This window comes from Schlesneria sp. (assembly GCF_036405755.1).
In the GTDB taxonomy this organism is placed as follows: domain Bacteria; phylum Planctomycetota; class Planctomycetia; order Planctomycetales; family Planctomycetaceae; genus Schlesneria; species Schlesneria sphaerica.
Genome location: NZ_DASWWZ010000405.1, coordinates 1 through 10,215 on the forward strand (window position 1 = coordinate 1; position 10,215 = coordinate 10,215).

Sequence of the window (10,215 nt, forward strand, 5' to 3'; positions counted from 1 at the left end):
CCCTTTTCTTTGGTGTCGCTTCAGACAATACCACGCGGCCAGCTCAGTATCGTATTGACGCCACACATTCGTTGGGGTAGACGTGGACAACGCGGAAGATTGAATTGACCTTGAAGGGAAATGAAGTCACCAACTTGATCAACTGACGCGGGAGACTTGGCGATGGCGAGTCACGGCTGGATCTTTTGGGCTGCCCCACTTTCGCTGTGGGCTTTTTATAGTTGCTGGTACTTCGGTTATCAGTCGGGTTACGCAGATGGCCATGAGACGGCCTGGAATCTTTCCCGACCTTTCGAACCCCAGGTGGAACTCTCACAAATTGATGAAGAGAGCCACACGGCGACTCCTCCGTTTACACCTGTTACCTCTCTCCGCTGAACGACACCGCGTGATGGCGACAGGTCCCCGGAATGAGAATGCTGGCTGACCGCTCAAACGGAGGTTTCCTGTTCGGCCAGTGAGTCACTCGCGACATTCCCGCCCCACTTCAGTGGCAAGTGGAGATGTCCCACGATATCCCGCCATGGGATGGCAAGCTGAGAATCAGAACGACATACTGGTGTGGCTGCGACCCCTGTCGCTCTGGTGAACCTCAGGACAACTTCGGCCTCTTGCGAAAGGATATTCAATGACCAACTGGCAGCACGCTTCTTTCACTATTGCTCTCTTTGTCGGATTTGTGTCGGGCCTCCCTGCTTCTCACCAACTCGCTCCCGCATTTGCTCAAGAGAGCGAGACGGGCGAGACCAAATCCGTGACCATTAAAGCCATCAAGCTGAAAGTCCCGGCAGACTGGAAACAGGAAAAGCCTTCTAACAATCTTCGCCTCGGCCAATTCAAGCTCCCACCCGCTGAAGGTGACAAGCCAGCCACGGAACTGGTCATTTCCTCGTTCGAAGGGGACGGCGGGGGAATCGATGCGAACTTCAAGCGATGGATTGATCAGTTCACAGCAGAAGGCCGCAAAATCAAGCTCAGCCAGGGAGAATGCGAGCAGGGTAAGTATTATGTCAATGATATTACCGGGACCTACCTGCAATCCTCTGGAGGCCCCTTTGCTGGCAAAAAGACTCCCATGCCCGGCTATCGCTCTGTCAGCGTCGTCCTCGCAATCCCCGATAAGGGCGTTTACTTCCTGCGTCTGACGGGACCGGAGAAGACGGTCACAGCGGCTGCCGAATCATTCCGGCAGTCGTTCGATGGCGATGCCGCGAAAGAAACGGAATACGAGATGAAATGATTCTGGTCTCGAAGCCCACAAATCAGCACTTGAACGCCGCAGGCACTCGAATCCAATTCGGGTGCCTGTGGCGTTTACGCTTTAATGCGAGAAACGTCCGCAACTCAGGAATGCAGTTCTGGGCGAAGGTAGATGAAGCTCTTCCCCAATCGTCCCCCATAATTGCCTGCCGAGATTTTCTTCAGTCCAGGGCTATTTCGGGTTGCGGCAATGATGGCCTGCGTGCCCGCGGAGACAGTGGCCAGATCGCGACCGTTGATGATGATCTCCATGATGGAGTTCACCCCTTCAGGCACTTGTGACTGGGCCCCGAGTTTCTCACGGAGCGTTGGACAGAACGGGTGATTGGTGCTGGCAAATAGAAAAGAGTAAGCACTACCCGCCTTCGAGCCGCTCGCGGCGATCCCCCCTGGAAACGGAGCAATTGTCCCGGGAACTTTTGCCAGTGCCGCAACACCCAGTTCTGCAGCGGCCAGTGACGCATCCAGCGATTCCGCAAAGAACCACAGGTTTCCCCCCATCACTCCGTCGGAAAATCCGAACCGACGGTCAATGATAAACTCCCCCCCCATAATTGGCAGCACCCAAACCTTGCGACCATAGCGGTGGTCACGGAACTGATGCCCGTCACCAAACAAGGCAATTTTACGCCCGAGCTTAAAGTAGGGGTCCGAGTCGATCAGGTTGAAACAGGAAGCCGTCGGGCATGTCAGTACATTTTGACTCAGCCGATGCAAAAGTACTTTTTCCAGCAGCTTCTCGCGGTCTTTCTTAAACCGGGGCACGTGAAACTGCACGATCGCACCAGGACGTCCATCCGGCGTAGGAAACGATTCGTCCCCCCCAGGACCAACGTAGCGATCAATGCCTGCTTCGCACTCACAGAAGATACTGCTGGAGGCATGGCCGGTCGCGGCGTTACAGGCGTGATCCAGCCACGTACGGTCTCGCGCGGTGATGAGCACCTCCGCATAGATGCTGCGAAACCCCTCGGCGTAGGTATCTTCAACAATCGCGTCAGACAATGTGGTCACGTCAGGTGCTCTTTGGGGAAAAGGGGATGGAAAGTTCTACTTACGTCCAAGACCGTCGTAGCTTGCCTTCTCGGTCACGACCTTATCCATGAACACGTCGTGCTCCTGCATCGGAATTTCATCGAACATCTGGCATTCGAATGCCAGTGCGACCAGCGGCGTGTCAGGACGAGCATGTTCGAGCAACTTGTCGTAATAACCTTTCCCGTGACCGGTTCTCCCGCCACGACGATCGAAAGCCACTCCCGGCACGATGATCAGGTCGATGTCTTTGACATCAACTTTCTTTGACGAAACGGAACGAAGCTCTTCCTTCGGCTCTAGAATCTTGTACATGCCGATCGCCAGCTCGTCATAATTTTCCAGATGGAATAATTCGAGTTCACCGTCAACGCAGTAGGGGACGACGATTTTTTTTCCGCTGGAGAGTGCATTGACGAGGTCGTTACGCGTGCGAACTTCACTGCGAACATCGATATAGAACAACACCGTCTTCGCGTTCTTGTATTCAGGCAAACTCATGCACCGTGCGACAATCTCACGGCTCAGTTCATCTTTGTTTTCCTGAGCGTTTCGATTGGCATGGGCCTGTTCGCGAATCTGTTGTTTTTTGTTAGAAAGCTCTTCGGATTGTTCTGCGGCCATCGGTCTGTGTGGCTCCTGTTAACGGCTATGCAATACGGCTCAATCACCCTGCGTGACCTTGCTCGTGAATCGTTGGCAGCAGGGAGCGCCTCCCGATGGCAATCCTCTTGGAAATCCGAAGCACTGCCCCGGATCGAGAAGCACCACTGTGTGCCGCTGCCCGTAAACCAAGAACCGATCGCTTGCGCTCGCGGCTCGCAAATTCAGTCGGCTCCGCCGTCGGAAGCTCACCTGAATACACACGCGAAGAATCATCCAAACAGATGTTCTACCGTCGATGTGAAAGCCGAGCTTCATCGCACGCTACGATGGAGGAAGAATAACAATCGCGGAGCCTGCGACCAAACGAGTGCCGCGGTTTTGAGAAGTGCCGGTCGGTTTTCGTGAATCAAGACGCGAACGACCCCACTCACATCATCTACCACTGATATGACATTCAAACAGGGACGATCGTCCCACAGGATGTCGATGTTTCGAAAGACCCACTGAACATGCATCCCGTCAGCGATTGCCTGCACCGTACTGAAGTTCCCCCGATCGATGCGATATACTGTCGCACTCTCAGTAAACGGCCGAGCCGCTGTTTACCGAGTTGAATCCCTCGAACTGCAGAAGCCCGCATGCTACACCCACTTGAGAGTTCCCCCTTCCCGCCTCATTCCACGATCCAGATCGTGGGCGCCCGGACGCACAATTTGCGTAACCTCAATGTGGAGATTCCCACCGGAAAATTAACGGTGATCACCGGGGTTAGCGGCAGTGGAAAGAGCTCGCTTGCATTCGACACGATTTTCGCCGAAGGACGTCGACGATATCTGTCGTCGGTTTCGTCAAATTCACGCACCCTCCTGCAGGAGACCGAGCGACCTGACGTCGACCTCATCGACGGACTGCCTCCGGTCTTATCGGTATCGCAGCAGATGTCGGGGGCCAGACGACGCTCGACAGTCGCAACGGCCTCTGACATTTTTGACTATCTCCGCATTCTTTACGCCCGCGTCGGCAAGCTCCACTGTCCGCAATGTGGTCAACGTGTCGTGGCGCAATCAAGGACCGAAATCGTCAATCGAATTACACAGAGCCTTGAGCGTCAGAAAGTTATGGTTCTGTCTCCGATCGTGCGGGATCAGTCCGGAGCACACGCCGACGTTTTCTCGCGTATCGTAAAGGATGGGTACGTCCGGGCCAGGGTCGATGGTGTACTCGTCGACGCTGCGACTCCACCAGCTCTGGAAAAAGCGGGACCACACGATATTGACATTGTGATTGACCGTCTGATCCTGAAACGGGGTGTCGAGTCTCGACTGGAAGAATCCGTCGATCTTGCCCTTCAACTGGGCCACGGACAATGTGTCATCTCGGAAGAGATCGACGGCCAATGGCATGACCGGCTTTATAGCAACTACCTTGCCTGCCCCGGATGCGATCTCAGTTTTCCTCCTGTTGAATCACGCTCATTCAGTTTCAACAGTCACGCCGGCGCCTGCTCGACCTGCCACGGACTTGGCGAACTCACCCACCTTTCAGAGACTTCAGACGTATCGACAATTCCGGAGGGGAACCAACTTCCACTCCAGAACGTTCCGGCATCGTGCGATCGAGCCGAGTCAAAACAGAAGCGGAAACTCCACCCTTTCCGTTCCAAACGTGAAACCGAAGCCAGACGCACATGCGATGCCTGCCTGGGGACTCGTCTGGGGGCCCTTCCTCGAGCAGTCCATATCGACGGGATCAACATCGCACAATTCTGTTCGATGGTGCCAGAACGGGCCCTGGAACAAATCCAGAGCTGGCATCACCGTTTCGCCCAGACTCCCAGTGATACACAAAGCTCATCTGCTGAAACCGTCACGGAAGCGGAGCGACTGGCGGCCCGACATATTCTTCCGGAAATCGAATCGAGACTGACATTTTTGCTCGAAGTGGGGCTCGGATATCTGACGCTCGACCGAGGTTGCGAAACCCTTTCGGCAGGTGAGTTGCAACGGACCCGATTGGCAGCATGCCTTGGAAGTGAGTTGAACGGCGTCTGCTATATCCTGGACGAACCGACGGCCGGCCTGCACAGCAGCGACACAAAGCGGTTAATGAAATCACTACTGACGCTGCGCGATGCTGGCAACACAGTCGTGCTGGTTGAACACGACCTGGAAGTCGTTCGCACCGCGGACTATGTAATCGATCTGGGACCGGGTGCGGGATCACTGGGAGGACAACTTCTCGCCGCAGGAAGTCCCGACGACATACTCCGGATCCCTGGATCAATCACCGGCCAATTTCTGCGTGCACGAACAGAAATTTCCGCAAAATCAACACGTCAGAAGTCCAAGTCCGGCCCAGAGAATGAGGCAAAGGATGCATTCACGCCACTCATCCGGCTCGAAGGGGCATCGCTGCATAACCTGAAAGACGTCACCGTCGAAATTCCTTTAACAAAAATCGTCAGCGTTACAGGCGTCAGTGGTTCAGGCAAGTCGTCTCTCATAATGCAGACCCTGGTTCCTGCAATCCGCCAATCACTCGGTGAGCGTAACATCACGGCTGGCCCCTATCGCAAGCTGGAGGGTGTCGATCAACTCACGCGGCTGGTTCGCATCGATCAGTCGCCTCTTGGTCGATCCTCCCGATCAACACCCGCCACCTATTCCGGATTGTGGGACGAAGTTCGCTGGGTCTTCGCGAGGACGAAAGAATCGAGGCGACTGGGATTCACTTCGCGAAACTTCAGTCTGACAGTGCCGGCAGCCCGCTGTCGCGTCTGCCATGGACGAGGCGAGACTCCCATTGATGAAAAGCAGTTCTCGGACTGGAGGGTTCGCTGCCCCGAATGTCATGGTCGACGATTTTCACCAGCATCGTTATCGATCCATTACCGAGGACGATCTGTCGCTGACGTGCTGGAAATGAGCCTCGATGAAGCCGCGAAATTCTTCGAAAACTTTCCCCGACTGGCACAGTCCCTGACGGTGTTCAATGAACTTGGCCTCGGGTATCTCAAACTTGGACAGTCAGCGGCAACACTGTCGGGCGGAGAAGCACAGCGGGTCAAACTCGGAACGGAACTGGCGAAATCCAATGCGATGAGCGGCCACACTCTTTTCGTCCTGGATGAGCCCACGTCGGGACTCCACGCCGCCGATATCCAGCAACTGCTCCACGTTCTCAGAAGGCTCGTGTCCGAAGGACATTCCGTCCTGGTGATCGAGCACAACCTCGAAGTCATCTCCCATTCCGACTGGCAAATTGATGTCGGCCCGCTGGCGGGACCCGAAGGCGGAACGATCACTTACGCTGGACTACCAAACGCGTATTACGCCAGCGCACACTAATCTTATCAATCACTTCTGAAGCCTGGGTTGGTAACATGAATCTGAGCTCATGAAGTCCTCTACAGTCACCATCTGTCCAGATCATTAAAAGAGACAAACCGATAGTATGGATGAGTCATCTTACCACGCTCACATGTAAACGGTTGTTTCTTACCATTATGTACACGCCGCTAAATTCCTCACGATGGAGATGACGCATTCAATGACGTACTTGAGTCAATCCGTCTGGGCAATTCGATGAGTCAATCGCGACCTACCGCGGCCTCTCCTTGCGCATTGGTGGTTTCTTTAATTCGGGAATAATCAATGACAGCGAATCGGAGTAAATCGTTTAGATGTCTCACTTTGGGCGACCGCTTCTTCCTGTGACCATCGGTTTCTTGACTGCGGTCGCTTCCTGACACTTGTCAATCAGTTAGTCTGTGACAATCATCTGCCCCGTTTTCGACTCGGTCAGACGGACTTGTCTGACAGGAGCCTTGCCTTCTGCTTTCTTGATGGAAATTTACGATGTTGAATCAACGCTACTGCTGGGGACTGATCGCCAGTCTGATGGCGAACCTCATTGCTGGCACGCATTGCCAGGCCCAATCGATTTCTCTTGTTGGTCGGGCCAGCCTCTCCCCCACCGCGACGGATCTCTCAGGGGAAACGGCCTTGCAGGAGGACGGAACACCCCAGAATCAACTCGGTGGACTCGGTTCGGGAATTGCCTGGCTGGGAACTGGCGATCGCTATGTGATGATCCCTGACCGGGGACCTGGTGACGGCGCCACGTCTTACCGCTGCCGCTTCCAGGTTGTCGAAATTCCCGTAGACCCTGCTGCCAGTGAACCGGTGAAAGTTCGGCTGGTGGGAACACATTTCCTCACCAACGACAAGGGTGTGAACTACGTCGGCCGATCAACTCAATTCAACCCGTCTCAACCCTCAAACAGCCTGCGCATGGACCCCGAAGGAATCCGGGCCACAAAGTCAGGGAGCTACTTCATTGCGGACGAGTACGGTCCGTCAGTTCGCCACTTCGACGGCTCGGGCAAACTGATCCAGGTGCTGCCGACACCGAAAAAATACGAGATCCAATTCCCCAGCGGTTCGCCCGAACAAGAACTCCCTCCTCGAAATTTGTCAGGCCGCCAGGCCAACCGAGGGTGGGAAGGCCTTGCCCTCAGCGGTGACGATCGAAAGTTGTTCGCCATTCTCCAAAGCCCGCTCATTCAGGACGGTGGGCTCAATGCACAGAACAAGCGTGTGGGAACGAACGTCCGGATTTGGGAACACGACCTTGTCACCAGCAAATCCCGCGAGTTCCTGTACCAACTCGAAGACAAATCACACGGTTGCAGTGAAATTGAGTGGGTGTCGCCAAACCGCCTGCTGGTCATCGAACGAGATGGAAAGCCTGGATCCGAGGCGAAAGCAAAGCGTGTTTATGACATTGACCTGACTCACGCGACCGACATCAGCTCACTCGAAAAACTCCCCTCAACCGGAATTCCAGCGGGCGTACAACCGGTTGCCAAACGACTGTTCCTCGACCTGCTGGCACCCGAACTGGGACTGGCTGGAGACCAATTCCCCGAAAAAATCGAAGGAATTGCACTGGGACCAGTGCTGCCTGATGGCAGACGCGTTGTCGTCATTGCCAGCGACAATGATTTCAAGAAAGACGAACCAACCGAATTCTACGTGTTTGCGACGAAACTGGACTGAATCCCTGCTATTCTGACGAATTTGCGCGACCATCAATCCCAATATCCTGATGACGCGCAAAGCAATCTCACTCGCAAGCACCGAAATCTGTAACCTGAGCCCCCTGCCGGAAGTGACCGGAAGGGGGCTCATTCATTGACGACCTCCGCCCCGTGTCAGTTTCGTCAAACTTCCTTCCCATGCCCGCGAGACCCAAGCGTTGCGCCAGCCCTCAAGCAATGAAGGCTTGATCACCGTCGCAGGCTCGCCCGATCGGCTCTCGCCAACACGGAGTTCGATGGCTCTCTTCGCGGCTTATCCGCAATTTCACAGTTTCTTAACAACTTCTTAACAAACCGATCCTAGTATTCCCGGCTCAATGGCAGCCCCCGGCGAGTGTGATGATTCGCCGGACCTCCAGATCGATCAAGGTTTATTTGAGGAGCTTGTTCAGAGACGATGTTTCCACGCTTGCAAAGACTGATTTCCGCCAGCATCGTGGCTGGAATCTGCGTCGCGAATCTCGGATGTTTCAGCTCGACAGGCGTCAGCGAAGGCATTTACCCCGTTGAGGGAAGTGTCTTCGTGAACGGCGAACCCGCCGAGTTCGCAAACGTCCTGTTCGTTCCCAAGGATAGTGACGCACAACCCGCTTCCGCGGTCGTTGGCCCAGATGGAGCTTTCCGCCTGACGACACAACGACAGTTCGACGGAGCAGAGCCAGGTGAGTACACGGTGACGATCTCTTGGGCCAAGCCGCTCAATCCAAATCTTCGCGAGCCCGACTACGGACCAGAGCTGCTGCCGAAGAAGTACCAGGATCCGAAAAAATCCGACCTGGTCGTGGAAGTCGAGCCAACCAAGAATGTGCTTGAACCGTTCGAAATCACCGCTACTCCCCCCCGAATGGTTTCCGGGCGATAACTGACGCTCCGACACCAAATCTTTCCGAACAAGAGAATTCAGGCGGTAAGTCTGCGGCCCAACAGATCACGAGGCCCCTAAAGTACTTGCCCCAGTTCGTCGAGTTTGGATGAACTGCACTAGTCCCCGTATTATCTTCCGAATTTACACAATTCACCGTTAATCGTTATTGAGGAAATTGAATGTCCCGTCCAGTAACTAAGATTCGTTCGCGAGGTTTCACGCTGATCGAACTTCTCGTAGTGATTGCCATTATCGCAGTCTTGATTGCATTGCTTTTGCCCGCCGTCCAGCAAGCTCGCGAAGCAGCTCGCCGCACTCAGTGCAAGAACAATATGAAGCAAATGGGACTAGCACTGTTTAACTATGAAAGCACTCACGGTGTATTCCCTCCAGCACGAATTGACCTTGCAGGCCCTCCTGGCCCCGTCATCTTTCAGACAAGCTGGACGACAATGTGTCTTCCATTCTTCGATCAGACCCCTCTGTATAACATTTACAATTTCAATGTGAGCTGGGACAATCCAGCTAACATCCCCGCGACGAGCGCCAAGTTAAGCGTTTTCGTCTGCCCATCTGCCCCGTCGGGACGATCAATTCCCACACCTGACATCATGAACGTCAACTATCCTTGGCCCGCTGCCGGATACGGTGCTTGTGACTACGGCTCAATGAACTCGGTCCGCCCAGCATTCTTTCTGAGCCATGGCTTGCCAACTCCACCAGTGGGAATGGCTACCAACACGGCGACAATCAATTCCAGCAATCCTCCCTCACCCACCAAGTACGAGTGGGACGGTGGACTGAAAAAGTTTGCTTCAACCCGCATTTCTGACATCACCGACGGAATGTCAAACACGCTGATGGCGGTGGAAGACGCTGGCCGTCCCCAACTTTATCGTGCAGGTCGAGCCACCACGAACGGTGGCATCCCTACCGTCAAGGACGGATGGGGCTGGGCGGACATTCAGGGTGGTTACAGCCTGGACGGTGCCACCATCGACGGAACGATCACTGGAAAGGCTAGCTGTACTGTGCCAAGCGGCCCATGCAACCTCACCACAGCCGCTACCCCCTATGCGATGAATCGAACCAACGACAGCGAAATCTACTCGTTCCACATCGGTGGCAGCCAAGTACTCATGTGCGACGGTTCGGTCCGATTCCTGAGCGAGAACATCTCTGCCGTGACGCTGGGTGCTCTGTCTACTCGCAACTGCGGTGAAGTTGTTGGCGAGTTCTAAGATCGCCCTGATCTGCCGCATGCAGCCTCAAGAGCTGCGGTGACGAAAAGTCTCATCCAGACATGAGTGTACTGGAACTGAATTCCGACAAGCGGGGGCGAAAGCCT

The 10,215-nt window shown here is 54.7% G+C and carries 8 protein-coding genes; 6 read left to right on the top strand and 2 right to left on the bottom strand.

Features of this window, described 5'->3' with window-relative positions; translation table 11 throughout:
- Nucleotides 1-162: 162 nt before the first annotated feature.
- Both VGE80_RS13925 and VGE80_RS13930 read left to right on the top strand, forming a co-directional pair.
- The gene (locus VGE80_RS13925) at nt 163-378 is read left to right on the top strand and encodes a hypothetical protein (RefSeq protein WP_440593094.1); all 216 of its coding nucleotides are present in this window, start codon (nt 163-165) and stop codon (nt 376-378) included.
- 250 nt (nt 379-628) lie between these two features.
- Nucleotides 629-1,240 carry a hypothetical protein gene (locus VGE80_RS13930; RefSeq protein WP_440593095.1) on the top strand — a complete coding sequence of 204 codons (612 nt, stop codon included), beginning with the start codon at nt 629-631 and terminating at the stop codon, nt 1,238-1,240.
- Between the two features lie 104 nt (nt 1,241-1,344).
- Here VGE80_RS13930 and fhcD read toward each other — a convergent pair whose 3' ends face one another.
- Together fhcD and VGE80_RS13940 are read right to left on the bottom strand one after the other, a co-directional pair.
- Nucleotides 1,345-2,274, bottom strand: a complete 930-nt coding sequence (gene fhcD / locus VGE80_RS13935) for a formylmethanofuran--tetrahydromethanopterin N-formyltransferase (RefSeq protein WP_440593096.1) — start codon at nt 2,272-2,274, stop codon at nt 1,345-1,347.
- Nucleotides 2,275-2,310: 36 nt separating this feature from the next.
- A complete protein-coding gene (locus tag VGE80_RS13940; protein ID WP_373650665.1) occupies nt 2,311-2,919 on the bottom strand; it encodes a 5-formyltetrahydrofolate cyclo-ligase in 609 nt (202 codons plus the stop codon).
- 620 nt (nt 2,920-3,539) lie between these two features.
- Here VGE80_RS13940 and VGE80_RS13945 point away from each other — a divergent pair.
- The 4 genes from VGE80_RS13945 to VGE80_RS13960 all read left to right on the top strand — a co-directional run bounded on the left by VGE80_RS13945 (nt 3,540) and on the right by VGE80_RS13960 (nt 10,108).
- Complete coding sequence (locus VGE80_RS13945) at nt 3,540-6,248, top strand: excinuclease ABC subunit UvrA (RefSeq protein WP_373650664.1); 2,709 nt, start codon at nt 3,540-3,542, stop codon at nt 6,246-6,248.
- A gap of 510 nt (nt 6,249-6,758) precedes the next feature.
- Entirely contained in the window at nt 6,759-7,961 is a 1,203-nt protein-coding gene (locus VGE80_RS13950; RefSeq protein ID WP_373650663.1) for an esterase-like activity of phytase family protein, read from the top strand.
- A gap of 438 nt (nt 7,962-8,399) precedes the next feature.
- Entirely contained in the window at nt 8,400-8,864 is a 465-nt protein-coding gene (locus VGE80_RS13955) for a hypothetical protein (RefSeq protein ID WP_373650662.1), read from the top strand.
- A 182-nt stretch (nt 8,865-9,046) separates the two neighbouring features.
- Nucleotides 9,047-10,108 carry a DUF1559 family PulG-like putative transporter gene (locus VGE80_RS13960; protein ID WP_373650661.1) on the top strand — a complete coding sequence of 354 codons (1,062 nt, stop codon included), beginning with the start codon at nt 9,047-9,049 and terminating at the stop codon, nt 10,106-10,108.
- Nucleotides 10,109-10,215 lie beyond the last annotated feature (107 nt).

Excerpts from the sequence above, each read along its gene's own strand:
- VGE80_RS13925 (WP_440593094.1), top strand. The coding sequence starts at position 163 with ATGGCGAGTCACGGCTGGATCTTTTGGGCTGCCCCACTTTCGCTGTGG.
- VGE80_RS13930 (WP_440593095.1), top strand. The coding sequence starts at position 629 with ATGACCAACTGGCAGCACGCTTCTTTCACTATTGCTCTCTTTGTCGGA.
- VGE80_RS13940 (WP_373650665.1), bottom strand. The coding sequence starts at position 2,919 with ATGGCCGCAGAACAATCCGAAGAGCTTTCTAACAAAAAACAACAGATT.
- VGE80_RS13945 (WP_373650664.1), top strand. The coding sequence starts at position 3,540 with ATGCTACACCCACTTGAGAGTTCCCCCTTCCCGCCTCATTCCACGATC.
- VGE80_RS13950 (WP_373650663.1), top strand. The coding sequence starts at position 6,759 with ATGTTGAATCAACGCTACTGCTGGGGACTGATCGCCAGTCTGATGGCG.
- VGE80_RS13955 (WP_373650662.1), top strand. The coding sequence starts at position 8,400 with ATGTTTCCACGCTTGCAAAGACTGATTTCCGCCAGCATCGTGGCTGGA.
- VGE80_RS13960 (WP_373650661.1), top strand. The coding sequence starts at position 9,047 with ATGTCCCGTCCAGTAACTAAGATTCGTTCGCGAGGTTTCACGCTGATC.